The organism is Microlunatus sp. GCM10028923 (assembly GCF_042666975.1).
GTDB lineage: Bacteria > Actinomycetota > Actinomycetes > Propionibacteriales > Propionibacteriaceae > Microlunatus.
The window spans coordinates 187,917-207,508 of sequence record NZ_JBHTFF010000006.1; the positions used below are offsets into that span (position 1 = coordinate 187,917).

At 71.1% G+C, this 19,592-nt stretch carries 19 protein-coding genes; 14 read left to right on the plus strand and 5 right to left on the minus strand.

Features of this window, described 5'->3' with window-relative positions; genetic code table 11:
* A complete protein-coding gene (locus tag ACFQU4_RS16440; protein WP_377493732.1) occupies positions 1–3,657 on the minus strand; it encodes a CDP-glycerol glycerophosphotransferase family protein in 3,657 nt (1,218 codons plus the stop codon).
* 245 nt (positions 3,658–3,902) lie between these two features.
* Here ACFQU4_RS16440 and ACFQU4_RS16445 point away from each other — a divergent pair, with 245 nt between their 5' ends.
* Positions 3,903–4,205 carry a DUF4193 domain-containing protein gene (locus ACFQU4_RS16445; protein ID WP_152364081.1) on the plus strand — a complete coding sequence of 101 codons (303 nt, stop codon included), beginning with the start codon at positions 3,903–3,905 and terminating at the stop codon, positions 4,203–4,205.
* Between the two features lie 151 nt (positions 4,206–4,356).
* Here ACFQU4_RS16445 and ACFQU4_RS16450 read toward each other — a convergent pair whose 3' ends face one another.
* A complete protein-coding gene (locus ACFQU4_RS16450; RefSeq protein WP_377493735.1) occupies positions 4,357–4,644 on the minus strand; it encodes a DUF4235 domain-containing protein in 288 nt (95 codons plus the stop codon).
* A gap of 44 nt (positions 4,645–4,688) precedes the next feature.
* On the opposite strand from ACFQU4_RS16450, the gene ACFQU4_RS16455 reads away from it, so the two are divergent.
* Genes ACFQU4_RS16455 through ACFQU4_RS16475 form a run of 5 tightly spaced genes read left to right on the plus strand, consistent with a single transcriptional unit; the run spans position 4,689 to position 7,799 of the window.
* Complete coding sequence (locus tag ACFQU4_RS16455; RefSeq protein WP_377493737.1) at positions 4,689–5,147, plus strand: DUF3093 domain-containing protein; 459 nt, start codon at positions 4,689–4,691, stop codon at positions 5,145–5,147.
* Positions 5,148–5,156: 9 nt separating this feature from the next.
* A complete protein-coding gene (gene dut / locus ACFQU4_RS16460) occupies positions 5,157–5,675 on the plus strand; it encodes a dUTP diphosphatase (protein ID WP_377493739.1) in 519 nt (172 codons plus the stop codon).
* 16 nt (positions 5,676–5,691) lie between these two features.
* Complete coding sequence (locus tag ACFQU4_RS16465) at positions 5,692–6,654, plus strand: DUF3710 domain-containing protein (protein ID WP_377493741.1); 963 nt, start codon at positions 5,692–5,694, stop codon at positions 6,652–6,654.
* 36 nt (positions 6,655–6,690) lie between these two features.
* Positions 6,691–7,074: an OB-fold nucleic acid binding domain-containing protein gene (locus ACFQU4_RS16470; RefSeq protein ID WP_377494247.1), complete on the plus strand. Its 384-nt coding sequence runs from the start codon at positions 6,691–6,693 to the stop codon at positions 7,072–7,074.
* Positions 7,071–7,799: a DUF3159 domain-containing protein gene (locus ACFQU4_RS16475; RefSeq protein WP_377493743.1), complete on the plus strand. Its 729-nt coding sequence runs from the start codon at positions 7,071–7,073 to the stop codon at positions 7,797–7,799. The genes ACFQU4_RS16470 and ACFQU4_RS16475 overlap by 4 nt, the downstream gene beginning before the upstream one ends.
* Before the next feature lie 8 nt (positions 7,800–7,807).
* On the opposite strand, the gene ACFQU4_RS16480 is transcribed toward ACFQU4_RS16475, so the two are convergent.
* Both ACFQU4_RS16480 and ACFQU4_RS16485 read right to left on the minus strand, forming a co-directional pair.
* Positions 7,808–8,509, minus strand: a complete 702-nt coding sequence (locus ACFQU4_RS16480; RefSeq protein ID WP_377493745.1) for a potassium channel family protein — start codon at positions 8,507–8,509, stop codon at positions 7,808–7,810.
* 2 nt (positions 8,510–8,511) lie between these two features.
* On the minus strand, positions 8,512–9,159 hold the full coding sequence (locus ACFQU4_RS16485; RefSeq protein ID WP_377494249.1) for a potassium channel family protein: 648 nt from the start codon (positions 9,157–9,159) through the stop codon (positions 8,512–8,514).
* Positions 9,160–9,242: 83 nt separating this feature from the next.
* Here ACFQU4_RS16485 and ACFQU4_RS16490 point away from each other — a divergent pair, with 83 nt between their 5' ends.
* The 5 genes from ACFQU4_RS16490 to ACFQU4_RS16510 all read left to right on the plus strand — a co-directional run bounded on the left by ACFQU4_RS16490 (position 9,243) and on the right by ACFQU4_RS16510 (position 14,770).
* Positions 9,243–11,234 carry an APC family permease gene (locus ACFQU4_RS16490; RefSeq protein ID WP_377493747.1) on the plus strand — a complete coding sequence of 664 codons (1,992 nt, stop codon included), beginning with the start codon at positions 9,243–9,245 and terminating at the stop codon, positions 11,232–11,234.
* Positions 11,234–12,409 carry a class I SAM-dependent RNA methyltransferase gene (locus tag ACFQU4_RS16495; RefSeq protein ID WP_377493749.1) on the plus strand — a complete coding sequence of 392 codons (1,176 nt, stop codon included), beginning with the start codon at positions 11,234–11,236 and terminating at the stop codon, positions 12,407–12,409. Before ACFQU4_RS16490 ends, ACFQU4_RS16495 begins: the two co-directional genes overlap by 1 nt.
* 148 nt (positions 12,410–12,557) lie before the next feature.
* Positions 12,558–13,106: a hypothetical protein gene (locus tag ACFQU4_RS16500; protein ID WP_377493751.1), complete on the plus strand. Its 549-nt coding sequence runs from the start codon at positions 12,558–12,560 to the stop codon at positions 13,104–13,106.
* A gap of 46 nt (positions 13,107–13,152) precedes the next feature.
* Complete coding sequence (locus tag ACFQU4_RS16505) at positions 13,153–13,665, plus strand: PH domain-containing protein (RefSeq protein WP_377493753.1); 513 nt, start codon at positions 13,153–13,155, stop codon at positions 13,663–13,665.
* Positions 13,666–13,699: 34 nt separating this feature from the next.
* Positions 13,700–14,770, plus strand: a complete 1,071-nt coding sequence (locus tag ACFQU4_RS16510; protein ID WP_377493755.1) for a hypothetical protein — start codon at positions 13,700–13,702, stop codon at positions 14,768–14,770.
* Positions 14,771–14,907: 137 nt separating this feature from the next.
* On the opposite strand, the gene ACFQU4_RS16515 is transcribed toward ACFQU4_RS16510, so the two are convergent.
* The gene (locus ACFQU4_RS16515) at positions 14,908–15,462 is read right to left on the minus strand and encodes a TetR/AcrR family transcriptional regulator (protein WP_377493757.1); all 555 of its coding nucleotides are present in this window, start codon (positions 15,460–15,462) and stop codon (positions 14,908–14,910) included.
* Positions 15,463–15,518: 56 nt separating this feature from the next.
* Between ACFQU4_RS16515 and ACFQU4_RS16520 the strand changes: the two genes are divergently transcribed.
* From ACFQU4_RS16520 to ACFQU4_RS16530, 3 genes are all read left to right on the plus strand, one after another.
* Positions 15,519–15,908 carry a DUF6463 family protein gene (locus ACFQU4_RS16520; RefSeq protein ID WP_377493759.1) on the plus strand — a complete coding sequence of 130 codons (390 nt, stop codon included), beginning with the start codon at positions 15,519–15,521 and terminating at the stop codon, positions 15,906–15,908.
* 69 nt (positions 15,909–15,977) lie between these two features.
* The gene (locus ACFQU4_RS16525) at positions 15,978–17,777 is read left to right on the plus strand and encodes an ABC transporter ATP-binding protein (RefSeq protein WP_377493761.1); all 1,800 of its coding nucleotides are present in this window, start codon (positions 15,978–15,980) and stop codon (positions 17,775–17,777) included.
* On the plus strand, positions 17,767–19,578 hold the full coding sequence (locus ACFQU4_RS16530; RefSeq protein ID WP_377493763.1) for an ABC transporter ATP-binding protein: 1,812 nt from the start codon (positions 17,767–17,769) through the stop codon (positions 19,576–19,578). The genes ACFQU4_RS16525 and ACFQU4_RS16530 overlap by 11 nt, the downstream gene beginning before the upstream one ends.
* Positions 19,579–19,592 lie beyond the last annotated feature (14 nt).

The following is a 19,592-nucleotide window of genomic DNA, read 5'->3' on the forward strand; positions in this document are numbered from 1 at the left end:
TCAATCGCGCACTGAGCTTGTCGAAGTGCCGAGGCGGGCCGCGCCTTGCCCTTCGACAAGCTCAGGGAGCGAGCTGGACCCCCAGATCTGGTCGACCACCCGGGCCGTGGCGTGGCCGTCGTCGCGCGGCGTGAACCGTTCGACAAAGGTACGGTAGCGGTCGCCGTGCCGGTCGAAGAAGGTCGGCAGGGCCCGCAGCTCCCGTACCACCGCGTCCTGATCGTGGCAGATCGGGCCGGGCACGGTGTCCTCGTAGTCGAGGTAGAACCCGCGGGTCGTGTCCCGGTACGTGGCCAGGTCCGGCGCCAGCAGCAGGATCGGCTTGCCGGTGACGGCGAAGTCGAACATCACCGATGAGTAGTCGGTGATCAACACGTCCGCGGCGAGCATCAGGTCGTTCAGGTCCGAGTACTTCGTCACGTTGATCACCGACTTCGGCAGCGTGATCTCCGACTGCGCCGTGTTGGAGTGTCCGCGGAGCAGGAAGGTGGTGCTCCGCGGCAACTCGCCGCCGAGCCGGCCGAAGTCGAGATGGCTGACCAGCGCGTACCGGTTGTTCTTGGTCACGTTGTCCCGCCAGGTCGGCGCGTAGAGCACCGCCGTCTCCGACTCGCCGATCGCGAACAGCCGCCGGATCGCCCGCCGTCGCTGCTCCGCCGGCTCGCCGAGCAGGGCGTCGTTGCGCGGGTAGCCGGTGTTGATCACCGGGCCGGAGTAGCCGAAGGCGCGGGGGAGCGCCTCGGCCGAGAAGTCGTTCTGGGCCAGCAGGTGATCCCAGGACTCGGCCTCACGCTGCATCAGCCCGCGGTACGAGAGCGACAGGTTCTGCGATGGCACGTCGTTGCCGATCCGCTTCAGCGGCGTCCCGTGCCAGGTCTGCAGATAGGTCTGGTGCGGCCGCTTCCGGAAGTAGAACGGGAAGTTGTTGTTGTTCACCAGGTAGCGGGCGCGGGTCAGCACGTCCATCCACTCCCGCGAGTGCATCAGCAGCGGGGTGCCGCCCTCGGGCGGTTGCACGCCATGATCATCGACCGACCAGAACAGCTGCAGACCAAGATCACGACGGAGCAGTTCCTGGTGCAGCGCCAGCACCGAGTCGCCGACCGAACGCCCGTTGTAGCTCTCGAAGAGCACCGCGTCCAGCGGCCGCACCGGACGTTCGTCGAGGAAGATCGTGTGCAGCCGACGTTGCGCCAGCCGACCCCGTTCGTCCGGCCGGTACGGCTTCCGCGGCTTCACCCAGAGCGCCGCGGCCCGCGGGGTACGGCTCAGCCGGACCGCGCTGGTCCGGCTCTGCAGGTCCAGCGGGAACCGGGCCTGCAGCCGTTCCTCGACCCGGACCCAGCGCTCCACCTGGCCGCCGTCCGGCTGGGCCGCCGCCAGCCGCAGGCTGAACCCGCCACCGGACAGCCGCTGGCCGTACTCGCTGAGCAGCGGGATCCGCCCGCTGAACGTCCCGCTGACCGGATCGACGTCGGCCACGATCGAGGTGGTCGGCGCCGACGAGCCGGCGATCCGAAGTTGGTACTGCGGGGCCAGCGGCGTCGACAGGGATCCGCGGACGACCAGGTCGTCGCCGTCCAGGTCGACGTCCTCGACGGCCGCCCACCAGTGGTTCTGCAGCAGCCGGACGGTGCCGATCCGGGAGCAGATCGCGCGCAGCCGGTGATGGGTCGGCGACAGCCGGTCGAGCTCGTCGGTGCCGCCGGGCCAGATCAGCCGGAGCCTGCGGTCGACCCCGGGAATCAGCCGGACGTTCCAGACGTGCTCGTCGGCGCGCTGCTTGCGGTCGATGAGTTCCGGCAGCGTGACCTCGAAGGTGGTCCGGTCCGGCTGCGCGGGATCGCGACGACCCGGGGTGGTCAGGGTCTGCTTGAGCGACGGCGCGGAGAGTTCCAGCGCCGTGATCGGGGCGCCGCTGACCACGAGCCGTACGGTCAGGTCGTCCAGCTGCAGCGACTCGAGCGTCACCGCGGGAAGCTCCTCGTGCTTCAGCATCAGCCCGGCATCGGCCGCGAACTCGATCACCCAGCGACCGCGGTCGGACAGCGGGCAGACCGGGAGCCGGGACGCGGAGCCGCGCAGGTCGCGCCGGTTCAGCGGACCCTCCCGCAGCTCGCCGTGCGCCTCCACCCCGACCCGGAGCTGCCACTCCCGCTGCTCCGGATGTCGCTGCCGGAACTCGTCCAGCAGGTCGGCGTCGATCCGGCCGACGAACCCCGTCTCGGCGTAGCTGTTCCAGGCGTCGCCGGACTCCTGGTCGATGGCGTCGTCGGTCCGTCGCTCCAGCGGTACGGTCAGCGTCGCCGGCTCCGCGTCACCGGCGTCGCCGCCGACCAGCTGCAGCCGGAGCCCGGTCACCTGGTCGCCGGGCAGGACCGCGATATAGGCGTGCCCGGTCACCTCGAGCACCCGGCCCGCCCAGTCGATCCGGTCCACCCGGGTGACGAAGCCGAGGTCGGACTCGGCGAGCTTGAGCCGCGACGGATCCGGCGCGATCACGGCCAGGTCCTCGTCGTAGCCGGGGTCGAGCCGGATCCCGTCCGCGTCGGCGACGGTCGGCACCCGCCAGCCGTACTCGCTGCGCCGGGTGACCAACCGGGTCACGGTGTCCCGCCGGTCGGCGACCAGCGCCAGGGTGGCCAGCCGGTCGATGATCGGGATTTGGTTCCAGCCGTCGGTGTCCAGGTCGGCGGCCAGCTTCGCGGTCGCCTGCTGCAGGGTCGACCAGTAGTCCAGGTCGGTCCGCGGCACCTGCTCGACGTAGGAGCGCAGGTCGAAGCCGACCGCCTTCGCCAGCCAGGCCGCGTAGGTGGCCGGGTCGGCCTGCTCGCGCAGGATCTGCCGGACCCGGTGCTTGACGGTGAGCCGGTCGGCCAGGTCGTCCGGGTTGGCCTTCTGCTGGGTGATCGAGGAGCCGTCCTCGCGGACCCGCCAGTCGTACGTCACGGCGGCGAGCACGTCGAAGGTGCCGGCGGTGAAGGCGCGGGCGGTCGGCTCCTGGTCCTCGTACCGGATGCCGACCGGGAACCGCTGCACGACCCGCTGGAAGAACTCGGTGCGGAACAACTTGTTGCAGACGAAGACGTCCTTGAGGACCGCCGGGAAGTCGCCGACCCGGACGCCGTACCTGTCCCGGGCGTGCACCTGACCGGCCCAGTCCGGCACCCAGCGACGCTGCTCGGTCATCCGGCGCGGGGTGCCGATGGCGAAGTCGGAGCCGCTCCGGCGCAAGGCCTTGACCAGCGTCTCGATCGCGTCCGGCGGCAGTTCGTCGTCGGAATCGGCGAAGGTGAGGAAGGCGCCCCGGGCGTGTCGCAGCCCGGTGTTACGGGCGGCGCCGAGGCCCTGGTTGTGCTGCCGGATGACCCGGAACCGCCGGTCCTTCCGTGCGTACGCCTTCGCGATGTCGATCGAGCCGTCCGGCGAGCCGTCGTCGATCAGGAGCACCTGCAGGTCCTGGTGCGTCTGCCGCTCGATCGACCGCAGGCACGCGTCGAAGTACTGTTCCACGCGATAGAAGGGGACGATCACCGTCACCAGGGCGCTGGGTCGATCTTGGACGACCTGCCGTACGGTGCGAACCGCCTTCCGGAGCACGGGCGGAGACTTCCGCTGCCAGTAGGTCTTGACCGCGTCCGGGACGGTTGGGGGCATCAGCTACGTTTCCTCCTTCGGCGAACGGTCAGGGAGCGTACACCAGATCGTGACCGTCGAGTGCGGACCCTCAACGCGTGCTCGGCAGATGTCGGAACAAGAGGTTCGGAGCCGGAATTTTCCCGCGGTGAATACGTTGAAGGTCCCGACACGAGGGTTGGGAGGGAACAGCGACTTGAACGATGTGATAAGTATGCGCACGACTTCAGCAGTCAGGCTGGGCGAACAACCCCAGGAAGGGAACGATGGCGACCGATTACGACGCCCCACGTAAGACCGAAGAAGAACTCAGCGAAGACAGCATCGAGGAGCTCAAGACCCGCCGCAACGACAAGAACTCGGGGACGGTAGACGAAGACGAGGCGGAGGCTGCCGAGAGCTTCGAATTGCCGGGGGCGGACCTGTCGCACGAGGAACTGACGGTACGGGTGCTGCCACGGCAGTCCGACGAATTCACCTGTGCCGGGTGCTTCCTGGTTCGACACCGCAGCCAGATCGCGGAGCAGAAGGCGAACGGGGACGCCTACTGCTTCGACTGCGCCGGCTGAGCCACTTGCCAGATTGATCGGTGCTAGATCGGTCGACGGGGGCGTAACTCACTCAACGAGAGCCGCTCACCAAGAATCACAGAAGAATCGAGGCGCCGTCTCCGAAGTTGGAGACGGCGCCTCGGCTTGTCCGGGGATCGACGCGAAAGCGCTAGATCTTGAGCTTGATGCCGGGGATCGCGCTCGGCGCGGCGCCGGTCTGGTTGGACCAGCGGCGGGCGGCGAGCCGCGTCACCAGCAACTGCGTGACGCCGACCCCGACTCCGCTGGCGATCGCCCAGCTGACCGCGACCTTGACCGGAGTGTCCGGGTCGGTCGGGCTTGGCGGCGCGTCGCCGGTGGCCACCTTCCAGGCAGTCGTCACGATCTTCTGCGCGGCGATCGTCGTGACGGCGCCGACCACGCCGATGTACACCTTCCACAGCAGCTTCTGCTCCACACCGCCACCCTAGCGTCCTCGGCGCCCTCTATAGGGTGACCGGCGTGGGGTATTCGGAGCGTCTGCTGCCGCCGCTGTCGTGGTGGTTGATCACGCTGCTCGGCGCCGTGGTGCTGTGGCCGGTGGTCGGGATCGCGGTCGGGTTCTGGTGGGGGCTCGCCGTCGCCGTGGCCGTGTTCGCGGTGATCGGCGGGATGCTGCTGGCCGGTTCGATCATGATCACCGTCGACGCCGACGGGCTGCGGGTGGGCCGGGCCTGGATCGAGCATCGCTACCTGGCCGGCTGCCAGGCCCTGGACGCGGACCGGACCAGGTCCCGGCGCGGGCCGACCGCCGACGCCCGGGCCTATCTGGTGCTGCGGCCGTACCTGCGCGAGGCCGTGGAGATCGAGCTGGCCGATCCGGCCGACCCGGTGCCGTACTGGCTGGTGTCCTCCCGGCATCCGGAACGCCTGGCCGACGCGCTGCGCGCCGTCGCGCCCCGGCCCGGTGCACGCGGCTAGCCTGACCCGATGCCTCCGCTCGATCATGCCGCGCTGATGGCCGCGGCCGAGACCGTTCGCGTCGAACTGCTCCGGATCGACCCCGGCCTGGAGCCTCCCGACTACGCCCGGCCCGGCGACGCCGGCGCCGACCTGCGGTCCAGCGAGACCGCCGTGCTGGAGCCGGGGGAGCGGCGGGTGTTCGGCACCGGAGTCGCGATCGCCCTGCCGGACGGGTACGCGGCGTTCGTCCATCCGCGGTCCGGGCTGGCGGCCAAGCACGGGATCACCGTCGTCAACGCGCCGGGCACGGTGGATGCCGGCTACCGGGGCGAGATCAAGGTCTGCTTGATCAACACCGACCGGTCCGCCTCGGTCACGATCAACCGCGGCGACCGGATCGCGCAGCTGGTCGTGCAGCGGGTCAGCCGGGCCGAATTCGTTGCGGTGGAAGAGCTTCCGGAGTCGGTCCGTGGTGCCGGCGGGTACGGCTCCACCGGAGGCCACGCGAGCCTGGTGGACACGGGGCATACGGATCAGACCCGATGACGCTAAGGTGCGGCAGGTGATCTTTCGACGGAGGAAGCGCCGCGATCAGGAACCGGAAGCGGCGACGGCCGACGAGGCCCCCGAAACCACCGCTGACGATGAGGCCCCCGAGTCCGACGATGTCGAGTCCGGGAAGGCCGAAGCCGCTGCGGTGACCGAGGATCACGACGACTCCGAAGACGCCGAGGCCCCGGACTCCGGCGACGCGGGCGACGATGCCACCGACGACGCGGCTGCCGACGACACGGCGGACGATGATGCGGCCGACGGCGAGCAGGATTCCGAGGACCCGGACGCCGAGGACACCGAGGCGGCCGAGGATTCCGACGGTACGGACCTCGACGTCGACGATCTCGACGGCCGGGAATGGCGCGACGAGGGCCCGTACGACGTGGCCGAGGTCGACCTCGAGACCGAGCCGGAGGCGGGCCCCCGGATCGACCTGGGCAGCATGATCATCACCGGCATCGAGGATGCCGAGCTGCGGCTGCAGGTGGCCGACGAGACCCAGCAGATCGTCTCCGCGATGTTGATCAGCAAGGACTCGGCGCTGGAGCTGGGCGCGTTCGCGGCGCCCCGCAGCGGCGGCCTGTGGTCCGAGCTGCGCGAGGAACTGATCGAGGCAGCCGGTGCCGCCGGCGGATCGGCCGCGGTGGTCGAGGGCCCGTTCGGCGTCGAGCTGCGGCGGCTGTTGCCGGTGCAGACTCCGGACGGCGAGCAGGGCTACCAGCCGTCCCGGATGTGGGTCGCCGAGGGGCCGCGCTGGCTGCTCCGCGGCATCGTCTACGGCCAGGCTGCGCTGGTCGACGGCCTGGAATCGCCGGTCGCCGAGCTGCTGGCCTGCTTCCGTGCCACCATCGTGCGGCGCGGTGACGAGGCCCGGGCCCCGGGCGACCTGCTGCCGCTGACGCTGCCCCGTACTGAAGCCGTACAACAACCCGGTGACGACGATGCCGGGGAGGTTGAAGGTGCGGGATAATGGAGTCGTACACGCCTCACATCGGATGTGGTGATCATGGGCAAGGCCGGCGAGTTCTTCTCCCGGGTGTTGCAGCGGCTGACGTCCTCGAATGAGGACCTCGAGTCGGCGGAGCTGCAGCAGACCGTTCGCGACTCCGGCGCACGGCCGATCAAGCAGTGCAAGGACCGCGAGGTCGTCGATCTGGCCGGCACCATCGCGGCCGTGACGATCAACCCGCGCGGCGGGCACCCGGCCCTCGAGGCGGAACTGCGCGACGGGTCCGGAGCGGTCACCCTGGTCTGGCTCGGCCGCCGGCAGATCGCCGGTATCGACGCCGGCCGGTCGGTCAAGGTGAGCGGCCGGATCAGCTGTGGCGGCGAAGGCCGGATCATGTACAACCCGCGGTACGAACTGATCCAGAGCTCGCACGCCGGATGACGGACCCGACCGCCTCCGTGGCCACGGGCCCGAGACAGTTCCGCTACGTCGAGGAGTGGGTCCGGCACGAGGTCGGCCAGGCACTCGGCGGCCCGCGCGGCATGATCGAGGGCGCTCTCCCGTTCGTCGCGTTCACGCTGACCTGGGTGTTCGGCCAGGACCTGCTGCGGGCGATCATCGCGGCCGTCGCGGTCGCCGTCGTGCTGGCCGTGGCCCGGCTGGTCCAGCGCCAGCCGATCCGGTACGTCCTGCAGGCCGTGGTGCCGACCGTGGTCGCGGTCGTGGTCGCCGCCCGGACCGGCCGCGCCGAGGACGCGTTCGTCCCCGGCATCCTCTACAACGCGGCTCTGGCGGCGGTGGCGATCATCACGATCGCGGTCCGCCGGCCGCTGTTCGGGTTCGTCATCGGCGCCGCCCTCGGCGACGCGCTGAGCTGGGCCGGTGACAAGGGCCTGGTCCGGATGATGAGCAAGCTGACGGCGGTGATGGCGGCCTCGTACACGATCCGGGTGGTGGTCCAGCTGCCGCTCTACCTGGCCGACCAGGTGCTGCTGCTCGGCATCGCCAAGGTCGCCCTCGGCTGGCCGCTGCTGATCGCCGCGCTCGCCGTGATCGGCCTGCTGCTGTCCCGCGGCCGGACCCCGATCGAGGACTCGCCGCTCGCCCAGGCCGCCCTGCGGAAGCAGGACGAGGGCGAGCCGACGGTCGAAGAGCAGCAGCGCTAGCCGGCTGGCTAGCTGCGGACGGCGCCTGCTCCGGGCGCGCTGCGGATCTCGCCGCGCGGGGACAGCACCTCGGCCAGCTCCTGCTCGTAGTCCTGCGCGGTCACGAAGAGCAACTCGTCGCCGGTCTCGAGCGTGCCGTCCGGGTCCGGCGGGCGCGCATGGCCGTCCCGGATCACGGCGACCAGCACCACATCGCCCGGCCAGTCGATGTCGCCGACCCGGACCCCGACCTGCGGGCTGCTGTCCGGCAGCGTCATCTCGACCAGGTTGGCCTCGCCCTCGTGGAAGGTGAGCAGCCGGACCAGGTCGCCGACGCTGACCGCCTCCTCGACCAGGGCGCTCATCAGCCGCGGCGTGGACACGGCGACGTCGACGCCCCAGACCTCGTTGAACAGCCACTCGTTCTTCGGGTGGTTCACCCGCGCGACCGTACGGGGCACGCCGAACTCGGTCTTGGCCAGCAGCGACACGACCAGGTTGACCTTGTCGTCACCGGTGGCAGCGATCGCGACGTCGCAGCTGTCGATCTCCGCCTCCTCCAGAGAGGACAACTCGCAGGCGTCGGCCAGCAGCCACTCCGCCTCCGGTACGGTCTCGGTCTTGATCGAGCGGGGATCGCGGTCGATCAGCAGCACCTGGTGCCCGTTCTCGACCAGCTCCGCCGCGATCGAACGGCCGACGTTCCCGGCCCCGGCGATGGCAACACGCATGATCAGTCCTCTTTCGGAGGCGCGGCGAAGATCGCCTCGACCTCGGCCAGCCGGGAGTCCTGGACGGCCGCATAGACCAGGTCGCCGTCCTGGAACACCGACGTCGGCTTCGGGATGTGCCCGGTGCCGAGCCTGGCCAGGAAGGGGATCCGGGCACCGCTGGCCTGTTCGAGCTGGCTGATCGTGTGGCCGACCCAGGCCGGATCGACGTGCACCTCCATCAGCCGCACACTGCCCGACGGGTCCCGCCACTGCGGCTCCGACCCGGCCGGCAGCAGCCGCCGGATCACCTGGTCCGCGGTCCAGCGGACGGTCGCGACGGTGGGGATGCCGAGCCGTTCGTACACCTCGGCGCGGCCGGGATCGTAGATCCGCGCGACCACGTTCTCCACCCCGAACGTCTCCCGGACCACCCGCGCGGCCAGGATGTTGGAGTTGTCGCCGCTGGACACGGCGGCGAACCCGCTCGCGTCGCCGATCCGGGCCTCGGTGAGCACTTCGCGGTCGAAGCCGACCCCCTTCACCGTCGTTCCGGTGAAGTCCGGGCCGAGCCGGCGGAACGCGTCCGGCTGCATGTCGATCACCGCGACCGTATGGCCGCGACGTTCCAGGGCCCTGGCGAGCGTCGACCCGACGCGACCGCAGCCCATGATCACGATGTGCACAGCGAAGACGCTACACGACCACCGCGGGTTGGGCCCGGGACCCAGTCGTGGGTCTAGAGTGTCGGGACGTGAGTTTGTCCGACCTCGGCAAGCGCCTGCTGGTTGGGCGCAAATTACGCAGTACGCAGCTCGGCGAGACCCTGCTGCCGAAGCGCATCGCCCTCCCCGTCTTCGCCTCGGACGCGCTGTCCTCGGTGGCGTACGCACCCGACGAGATCCTGCTGACGCTGTCGTTGGCCGGGATGGCCGGCTTCGCGTTCTCCTGGCCGATCGCGATCGCGGTCGCCGTGGTGATGCTCGTCGTGGTCACCTCGTACCGGCAGAACGTGCACGCCTATCCGTCCGGTGGCGGCGACTACGAGGTGGCGACCGTCAACCTGGGCCGCAACGCGGGCACCACGGTGGCCAGCGCGCTGCTGGTCGACTACGTGCTGACGGTCGCGGTGTCGGTCAGCTCCGGCGTCCAGAACGCGAAGTCGGCGCTGCCGTTCATCGACGGCCACGAGGGCTGGATCGCGGCCGCCGCGGTGGCGCTGCTGATGGCGATGAACCTGCGCGGTGTCAAGGAGTCCGGCACCCTGTTCGCGATCCCGACCTACTGCTTCATGATCGGGATCATCGGCATGGTGGCTGTCGGACTGTTCCGGATCCTGGTCATGCAGGAACCGATCCGGGCCCACAGCGCGCAGTACGAGGTGGAGGGCGATCCCGCCTTCACCTCGCTCACCGGGCTGATGTTCGTGATCTTGATAGCGCGCGCCTTCTCGTCCGGTTCGGCGGCGCTGACCGGGGTCGAGGCGATCTCCAACGGGGTGCCGGCGTTCCGCAAGCCGAAGAGCAAGAACGCGGCGACCACGCTGCTGCTGCTGGGCACCGTCGCGGTGAGCATGCTGATCGGCGTGATCACGCTGGCCAACCTGACCGGCCTGCGGCTGATCGATCCCGGTCACTCCTTCTACACGCTGAACGGGCAGCGCGTCGACATCACCGAGGAGACGGCGATCGGCCAGCTGGCCCGGGCGATCTTCTCCGGCTTCCCGGTCGGCTTCTACTTCGTCGTCGCGGCGACCATGGTCATCCTGTTCCTGGCCGCGAACACGGCCTTCAACGGCTTCCCGGTGCTGGGCTCGATCCTGGCCCGGGACGGCTACCTGCCGCGGCAGCTGCACACCCGGGGCGACCGGCTCGCGTACAGCAACGGGATCATCGTGCTGGCCGCACTGGCGATCATCCTGATCCTCGCCTTCGACGCGAACGTGACAGCTCTGATCCAGTTGTACGTGGTCGGTGTGTTCGTCTCGTTCACGGTCAGCCAGACCGGCATGGTCCGGCACTGGACCCGGGAGCTGAAGTCGGAGACCCGGCCGGACGTGCGGGCCCGGATGCAGCGGTCCCGGGTGATCAACTGCATCGGCCTGACCATGACCGGCACGGTGTTGATCATCGTCCTGCTGTCGAAGTTCCTGCAGGGGGCCTACATCGCGATCATCGCGATGGCGGTGCTGTTCGTGCTGATGAAGTTGATCAAGCGGCACTACGACACGGTGGCCCGGGAGACGACGCTGGTGCCGGGCGAGGCGAAGACCCTGCCCAGCCGGGTGCACGCGATCGTGCTGGTCAGCAAGCTGCACAAGCCGACCGCGCGGGCGCTGGCGTTCGCCAAGGCCTCCCGGCCGAGCCAGCTGGAGGCGATCACCGTCGACGTCGACGAGGACGAGACCAAGCGGCTGGTTCAGGCCTGGGACGAGGCCGGCATCGAGATCCCGCTGAAGGTGGTCGCGTCGCCGTACCGCGAGGTGACGAATCCGATCCTCGACTACGTGAAGACGATCAGGTCGGAGAGCCCGCGGGACGTGGTCACCGTCTTCATTCCCGAGTACGTCGTCGGGCACTGGTGGGAGCAGGTCCTGCACAACCAGAGCGCGCTGCGGCTGAAGGCCCGGCTCCTGTTCACGCCGGGCGTGATGGTGACCTCGGTGCCGTACCTGCTGGCCTCGTCGGACGTCGCCGAGCGGCGGCTCGCCCGGTCCGACCTGCAGGGCGCGCGACGGCGGCGCTGATGCCCACGGACCTGGTCGGCCCGGTCGACGTCGGGCCGGTCGCCCACGGCGGGCACTGCGTGGCCCGGCACGAGGGCCGGGTGATCTTCGTCCGGCACACGCTGCCGGGGGAGCGGGTCATGATCGAGATCACCGACCGCAGCCACGACCGGTTCTGGCGCGGCGACGCGGTCCAGGTGATCGAACCGGCGGCCGGCCGGGTGACGCCTCCGTGCCCGATCGCCGGGCCGGGGCTCTGTGGCGGCTGTGACTTCCAGCATGTTGATCTTGCCACCCAGCGGGACCTGAAGCGGCGGGTCGTCGCCGAGCAACTGGAACGGCTGGCCGGCCTCACCTGGGACGGGGTCGTCGAGCCGGTCGGTGACGGCGACGGGCTGGGCTGGCGGACCCGGATGCGCTACCACGCGGTCCATGATCAACACGGGGGTACGGGCCGGGTCGGCCTGCGCGCGCACCGGTCGGACCGGGTGATCGAACTCCCGCCGGACGGTTGCCGGATCGCCGCGCCGCCGCTGCGGGTGCCGCCGCCGGTGCCGGAGGACGAGCTGGTCGGCGTGGCCGCCGGCGATCAGGTGGTCTGGGCGGGCGGTGATCATCCGGCCGGGACCGTACGGGAGCGGGCGGTCAGTCGCGAGTTCACCGTCGCCGTCGGCGGGTTCTGGCAGGCCCACGCGGCCGCGCCCCGGGTGCTCGCCGATGCGGTCCTGGACGGGCTGGCGCCGGAAGCGGGCGAGACCGCCTTCGACCTCTACTGTGGCGTCGGCCTGTTCGCGGCGGCACTGTACGACCGCGGCTGCGCGGTCACCGGCGTCGAGGGCAACAAGCCGGCCGTCGAGCTCGCCCGCCGCAACCTCGCCGACGCGGGCTCCCGGGTCCGCTTCGTCGCCGGCTCGGTCGACCGCGTGCTGGACCGCCCCGCCCGCCGCGGCGGCCTCGCGGACCGGACCGACCTGATCGTCCTCGACCCGCCCCGGACCGGCGCCGGCCGCAAGGCGATCACCGGCCTGGCCCGCCGCCGACCGCGCGCGATCGCCTACGTCGCCTGCGATCCGGCGGCCCTGGCCCGCGACCTCGGGTACCTCGCCAAGGAGGGCTTCCAGCTGAAGTCCCTCCGCGCGTTCGACCTGTTCCCGATGACGCACCACATCGAGTGCGTCGCCATCCTGCACCCGTAAAAGAACCCCGCCGACCCGGCACAAAAGCAGGCGTCTGGGCGGCGTGTCGCTGCGGAACTGACGTCTCGATCGGCGCAGGCCTGATCGGTCTTGAGGACACGCGGCAGGATCGCGTGCCCCGTGGCCGGCGGGCTGGTGAGGTGGGTCCGTGATCATCTGCCTGATGGGGCCGGCCGGGTCGGGGAAGTCGACGCTCGCCAAGGAGTTGCAGCGGGTCCGGCCGGATCGGTTCGCCCGGGTGCCGGTCGACTACTTCTTCGTGCCTCGTCCCGCCGGTGAGTCGATGGCGGACTACCTGGCCCGGCCGTTCGGGTACGACTGGAACGCCGTCGACCGGGCCCTGGCCGCGACCGGTCCGGAGCGGAGCACGCCGGACTGCGACTTCCCGGCGATGCTCCGGCGTGCCCCGTACGGCGGCCTGCCGATCGCTCCGGCTCCGGTCGCGGTGCTGGACGGGATGCGGCCGCACCCGCGTTGCGACCGACTGGTGCTGTTGGACCTGGAACCGGAGGAGCAGCGCCGTCGGCTCGCCGACCGTGACCGCCGCTGGGGTACGGCCGTCGCCGACCGCCATGATCATCTCGCCGCGACCTTCCGGCAGGGGTTGGCCGAACTGCCCCGCGACCCCGACCTCCGGCTCGGCGGAACCGAGGCCGTCGACACGAAGATCACCGCGCTGCTGACGCTGCTGACCTGATCACCGGATTCGGGGTGGGCCAGGCGAGGATGGCAGGATCCGGAGCGTGAAACCGCAGAGCCGGCGCGACGAGAGGATTCTCTACCGGGCGTCGTTCGCCCCGTGGCTGCGTGTCCTGGCCGGCGCCCTGGCCGTGATGACGGTCGTCGGGTTCGGCGCTCCGATCCGGAACTGGCTGGTCAACGACCGCGGACCGGACTGGGTACCGATCTTCTCGGGGGTGGCGCTGGTGATCCTGCTCATGATCATCTGGCGCGGCACCGGCCAGTCCTTCGTCGTCTCGACCGCGGGCCTTGCCGTGCGCGGCTGGTTCCGCACGGTCCGGATCCCGTGGTCCGAGGTTGCCGCGATCGAGGTGGACCGCCGCTTCCTGAGCCTGGGCCAGACCGTCGTCGTGACTCGAACCGGGCGCCGGGTCGGGTCGGTGGTCACCGGGGCGCGGTCCGCGTTCCGGCGGGGCGAGGCGGCGTCCGACCACGGGCCCGACCTGCTGCAGCCGGCGATCCCGACCCGGGCGGCCCTGGACGCCCGGGAACGCCATTGTCGCGGCGAATTCTGACCTGCCGCGGCGTGATCGCGATTACGGTACGGGCATGGATCCGGCCCGCCGGCGTGCCCGGTACGCGAAGCTCAGCACCGAACTCGCCCACCTCGACGACGCCGGGCTGCGCGAGCTGGTCGGTGGTTCGGCGGGAGCGACCGGCTGGGGCGATGTCCGGACGGTCGAGCTGGCGGGGGAGCGGGTCTTCGTCAAGATCATTCCGCTGACCGACCTGGAACTGACCCGGCCCCACTCGACCAGCAACCACTACCGGCTGCCGTCCTTCTACCAGTACGGGGTCGGGTCCGCCGGCTTCGGCGCCTGGCGCGAGATCGTCGCCTGTCTGACGACGACGAACTGGGTCCTCGCGGACGCGAGCGCCGCGTTCCCGCTCACGTACCACGCCCGGGTCGTCCGGCGGACCGGGCGGACCGCCGGCCCGCCCGACCTCGACGGCTATGTCCGGTACTGGAACTCGAGCCGGAGCATCGGGCGCTACCTGGCCGAACGGGCCGGCGGCACGCACGAGGCGTTGATCTTCCTGGAGTTGCTGCCGCACTCGCTGACGGACTGGCTGGCCCGCCGGCCGGAGGACGCGCCGCGCCTGATCGGCCAGTTGATCGAAACTGTCGGATTCCTGCGTGGGCAGGGAATCGTCCACTTCGACGCTCATCTCGGCAATCTGCTGACCGACGGCGAGACCGCCTATCTCGCCGACTACGGCCTGTTGCTGGACTCGCGGTTCGCCCTGTCCGTACGGGAGCGGGAGTTCCTGGCCCGGCATCGGCTGTACGACGTCGGCGAGCTGCTGACCGCCTTCGGGGCGCAGCTGGAACGCTGGTTCCGCGCGCTCCCGCCGGACGAACAGGAGCAGGCGGGCACCGTGATCGAGGCCGACGCCGACGCCGGGCCGATGCTGCGGCGGAACCTGGTCCGGCACGCGGAGCGACTCGACGGGCTGGCCCACCCGGCCCTGGTCGAGGCGGTGGTCCGCCATCGTCCGGTGATCGAGTTCATGAACGACTTCTTCGCCGGGCTGCAGTCGAACCCGCGCAAGAACACCCGGTACGACGACGACCTGCTGCGGGACCTGTTGCAGGCGGCGGAAATCCAGACCGACTGACCGGCGAGCGCCGCCGGACCTCGCTCACCCCATCGGAACTTCTCGCCGACTCGGCAGTTCGGCAGCGACACGCCGCCCCTTCGACAGGCTCAGGACAGGCGCCACGGCTGCTTTTGTGCCCGGTCGGCGGGGTTGGGTCAGGCGGTGAGGAGGGTGACGAGGTAGTCGAGGCGGGGCGGGCGGCGTTGCCGGATCGCCTCGTTCTGGCCGAGCTGGTGGTGCCCGACGTAGAACCCGTACGCCAGCCAGGCCCGGTCGCGGGCGACGGCCGGGGTGAAGCCGAGGTCGCGGAAGACGGAGCGGAGCAGGTCGAGCCGGGTCTCGGTGACCCGGGCGACGGCGCCGGCGACGACCGGGTCGCCGGCGCGTGCGGCCAGGGCCAGCTCGACCGGATCGGTCCGGCCCTGGTAGACGCGGCGGATGATCAGCCGCAGCCGTTCGACCGGATCGGCGACGGCGAACGCCTCGCCGACCTGGTCGGTGGTGTTCTCCCGCTCCCAGCGCTCCAGGGTCGCGGTGATCAATTCGTTCCGGTCGGCGAAGTGCCAGTAGAAGCTGCCCCGGGTGACGCCGAGCTGCTTGGCCAGCCGGTCGACCGCGATCCCGGCCGGGCCGCCGTCGGCCAGCGCCTGCAGCGCAGCCGCGGTCCAGTCGTCTCGGCCGAGCAGGGGTTTGCCATCACGTTGCGCCACCTTCCGTACAGTAGCGTAGGGTCTTCCATACATGACTGTACGGAAGGTGAGGTCCCATGCACCGTTGGATTCCCTGGCTGATGATCGGCTGCTCGATCCTGCACCTCGTCCTCGGACTGTTCGACCCGCCCTGGCCCGGCATCCTGGCCGACGGCGTGATCAACTCCGCCCAGAGCATCGACCGGGTGGCGACGCTCTGGTTCATGAGCGCCGGCCTGGCCTTCCTCTGCCTCGGCCTGGTCACCCTGCGGATGGTCCGGCTGACCGGCCGGGTGCCGGCCGAGGCGGGCTGGGGCCTGGTCGCGATCGGCGTCTTCATCGTCCTGCTCCGCCCGCTGGACGGCGGCTGGATCCCGCTGGCCGTCGGCGTGCTGACCCTGATCGCCGCGGCGCGGACCCGCAAGCCGGCGGAAACCCTTACGGGGAAGGGTTTGACAGAAGGGTAAGGGTCCTTCAGGCTCTAACAGTGCGGGTTAATTGAGAGTCCGAAACGGACCGGCGGCCGCTGGGTCGCCTTGTGGTTCCTGGTCCGGGCACTGCCCGGCCGGGTCGCGCTGCAGCTGTTCCTGGCTGCCCTCTCCGGCACCCTGCCGGCGATCTTCTCAGCCCTGCTGGGACTCCTGGTCGGTCTGCTGCCGGAGGTGATCCGGGGCGGTGGGCTCGGCACCCCGGCCGGTGACCGGCTGATCCTCCTACTGGCCGCGGTCGCGCTGGTGCTCGTCGCCCAGGACCTGGCCTCGAGCACGTACGAGCTCGCGAAGTGGGCCTTCTACCGACGCTACGAGCACTACCTGCTGGCCCGCGTGATCAACGCGACGGTCGGCACCCGGCGCCTCGAACTGTTCGAGAACCCGCGGCTGGCCCAGCTCGCCGACCGCGCCGTCCGGATGGCCGGCGACGAGCCGGGCGATCTGGTCGACGGCTGGTGCTGTCGCTGGCAACGGCTGGCCGAGGGCCTTGCGGCCACGGTCCTGGTGGCCACGGTCTGGCCGCTGGCGGCGGTTCCGCTCGCCGTGATCTGGCTGGTCGCCGGGCTCACGCTGATGGCGGCGATGCGCCGGCTCAACTTCGACCTGTGGACCTCGGAGCTGCGTAGCGCGTCCTATCTGGGCCGGATCGCGGAGCGGACCGAGTGGGCCAAGGAGGTCCGGATCTTCGGCCTGATCGACTGGCTCGCGGACCGGTTCGGCGGGCACTGGGCGAGTGTCCTGGCGGGCCTCGCGAAGGTCCGCCGGGTCGGCCGCGGCCGCGCGATCGGTGCGTTGTTGTTGATCATCGTCGGCCACGCGGTCGTGCTCGGCGCGGTGGCCACCGGCGTCGGCGGCGGGCTCACCCCGGCTCAGCTGACGGTCCTGCTGCTCGGGCTGCTCGGCATGGCCGCCCTGGCCGATCCGATGGCCGACCAACTGATCGACTTCGGGACGCCGAAGGTCCGGACCATGATCGAACTCGAGCGGGCCGCCGGCACCGTCGAGCCGATCCGGTCGCCCGGTGCCGGCCGGCCGCCGGGTCGGGGACCGGTCCGGGAGATCCGGTTCGAGGACGTGGCGTTCGGCTATCCCGGGACGGACCGGCCGGTGTTCGAGCGGCTGTCGTTGACCATCCGCGCCGGCACCTCGCTCGGCATCGTCGGCCTGAACGGAGCCGGCAAGACGACCTTGATCAAACTCCTGGCCGGCCTGGAGCGGCCGGACCGGGGCCGGATCACCGTCGACGGACGCGACCTCGCGGAGCTGCCCGACGACGAGTGGCGGCGGACGATCGCGGCCATCTTCCAGGACTACGTGCACTATCAGCTGTCGGCCCGGGACAACATCGCGTTCGGCGCCGTCGAGCGGCTGGCGGACCCGGCCGCGCTGGACGACCTGGTCCGCCGGTCGGCGGGCCGGACCGGCGCCGACGAGGTGCTGGCCGCGCTGCCGCACGGCCTGGACACGCCGCTGTCCCGCCGGTTCAGCGGCGGGGTCGACCTCTCCGGCGGCCAGTGGCAGCGGATCGCGCTGGCCCGGGCGCTGGCCGCCGTCGAGAACGGCGCCCGGGTGTTGATCTTGGACGAACCGACCGCCCAGCTCGACGTCCGCGCCGAGGCCGACGTGTACGACCGGTTCCTGGACCTGACCCGGGATCTCACCACGATCGTGATCAGTCACCGTTTCTCGACGGTCCGCCGGGCCGACCGGATCGTGGTCCTGGACGGCGGCCGGATCACCGAGCAGGGCAGCCATGACGAACTGGTCGCCGCCGGCGGCAGCTATGCCCGGCTGTTCGCCACCCAGGCGGCCGCCTACCAGCAAGGAGCAGCCGATGCCGAGTGACCGACCGACCCCGACCTGGCGACGTTCGGCCGCGATGGTGATCAAGATCGCCTGGTCGGCCGACCGCCGGCGCACCCTGCTCGCGGTGCTGCTGCTGGGCGGCCAGGCCGTGGTGCAGACCCTGTTCGCCCTCTGGCTGAAGCTGGTCCTGGACGGGGCGGCCGCGGGCGACCCGGCGGCCATGATCATCGGGGCGGCCGGCGTGGTCGCCTCGATCGCCGGTACGGGTGCCCTGTCGCACGCCGGCGGGCGGGTGCTGGCGACACTGAGCGGCGAACTCCGGTACGGGCTCAACCTCCGGCTGCTCAGGGTCACGGCCGGGGTGCCGACCCTCGACCTGCACGAGACCCCGGAACACCTGACCCAGCTGGAAGGGGTGCGCCGTGAGCAGTATCAGCTGTACTCGGTGCTGCCGCGGCTGGTCGAGCTGCTGGCGCTGGTGATCCGGCTGGTCGCGATGGGCGTCCTGCTGGCCGGCGTGCATCCGGCCCTCCTGCTGCTGCCGCTGTTCGGCCTGCCTGCGGTCGCGGTCAGTCCGTGGACCGGCGGCCTGTTCCGGGAGGGCCAGGAACGAGCCGCGGAACCGGCCCGGCGGGCCGAGCACGTGCTGGAGCTGACCGCGACCGCCGGCGCGGCCAAGGAGATCCGGCTGTACCGGATCGGCCGGGTGCTGCTGGACCGGTTCGACGCTGAGCAGCGCAGCGTCCGCCGGATCCACCACCGGCTCCAGCTACGCGCGGTCGGGATCGGGCTGGTCTGCCGGCTCACCTTCCTGGCCGGCTACCTCGGCGCGGTGGTGCTGGTGGTCCAGCTCGCGGCAGCCGGCCGGGCCAGCCTCGGCGATGCCGTCCTGACGGCCGTCCTCGCGGGCCAGGTGCTCGGCCTGGTCACCGGCGCCGCCGACGCCCTGCAACTCACCTTCCAGAGCCTGGTCGCGGCCGGCCGGCTGGTCCACCTGGCCGACGTCGAGGCCGGCGCCCGGGGGACCGGAACCGGCACGGTGCCGGACCGGCTGGAGCAGGGGATCCGGCTCGACCGGGTGACCTACCGCTACCCGGGCACCGACCGGGCCGCGCTGGCCGAGGTCGACCTGACCCTGCCGGCCGGGACCACGGTCGCCGTGGTCGGCGACAACGGGGCGGGGAAGTCGACCCTGGTGAAGCTGCTGGCCGGGCTGTACCGGCCGAGCAGCGGGCGGATCCTGCTCGACGGCACCGATCTCGCCACGGTCGACCCGGCCGCGTTCCGGCGGCGCACCTCGGCCTGCTTCCAAGATCACGCCCGGTTCGAGTTCACCGTCCGGACCGCGGTCGGGCTCGGTGATCTTGACGCGCTCGCCGTACCGGAGCGGGCCGACCCGGCGATCCGGGACGCGATCGAGCGGGCCGGCGCCGCCGACGTCGTGGCCGGGCTGCCGGCCGGGCCGGACACCCAGCTCGGCCCGGCCTGGCCCGGCGGCGTCGACCTGTCCGGCGGCCAGTGGCAGAGGCTCGCCCTGGCCCGGGCGATGATGCGCACCGAGCCGCTGCTGCTCCTGCTCGACGAACCCGCGTCGGCGCTGGACGCGGAGGTCGAGCACGAGCTGTTCCGGCGCTGGGCGCTGGCGGCGCGGCGGGCGGCCAAGATCAACGGCGGCGTCACCGTGCTGGTCTCGCACCGCTTCTCGACGGTACGGATGGCGGACCTGGTGATCGTCTGCGACCGGGGCCGGGTGACCGAGGTCGGCGATCACGACACGCTGATCAAGCTCGGCGGGCACTATGCCGACATGTACGAGCTCCAGGCGCGTTCCTATCGCTGAGGGGCCCGGACCGG